Source organism: Cupriavidus sp. 01L46 (assembly GCF_056399905.1).
Genome location: NZ_JBFTSF010000691.1, coordinates 1 through 591 on the forward strand (window position 1 = coordinate 1; position 591 = coordinate 591).

Annotated in this window: 1 protein-coding gene and 1 pseudogene; both read left to right on the forward strand. The window is 52.1% G+C overall.

All coding sequences use genetic code 11. The features are described 5' to 3' along the window. Nucleotides 1-288, forward strand: a 288-nt coding sequence (locus AC1DS3_RS39335) for an LbetaH domain-containing protein (RefSeq protein WP_477129461.1), incomplete at its 5' end; no start/stop codon positions are given. 10 nt (nucleotides 289-298) lie between these two features. Next, nucleotides 299-591, forward strand: a pseudogene (locus AC1DS3_RS39340) (hypothetical protein); the annotation flags it as partial.

The window sequence follows — 591 nt, forward strand, 5'->3', positions numbered from 1 at the left end:
ATCGGAAATAACGTCACATTGTGGAGCGGAAACCACATTGGACATCACTCGATCGTTAGGGATCACTGTTTCATTGCGTCGCATGTTGTTGTCTCAGGGGGCGTTGACATCGGAGAGCAATGTTTTGTTGGGGTGAATGCGACATTGCGTGATCACATTAAAATCGGCGTGAGGTGCGTGGTGGGTGCTGGAGCCTTGCTGCTTGGTGATGCAGAGGCAGAAGGGGTCTATGTCGGCGCTGCCACGCCGCGCTCGAAAGTACCTAGCTCCAAGCTGAGGAAGATTTAGGAGGTTGGAAATGCGTTGGGCAAAGCTGGGGCAGGTCTATAACCCTCAGGGAATTCATCCCAAGCTCTTAACTCATGCGGCGAACCCGTTGCCCATCCTGTTGGACGGCGATGTGTATCGCGTTTTCTATAGCGGACGCGACGAGCAAAACCGCTCGTCGGTAGGTTTTGTCGATCTGGACGTTGTGAAAAATGAAGTTGTTTATGTTCATGATCGGCCTGTCTTCGGGCACGGGAGCGAGGACACGTTTTACTCGCATGGAGTGAGCATAGGGAATTGCTACGAGGTGGATGGATATCAATA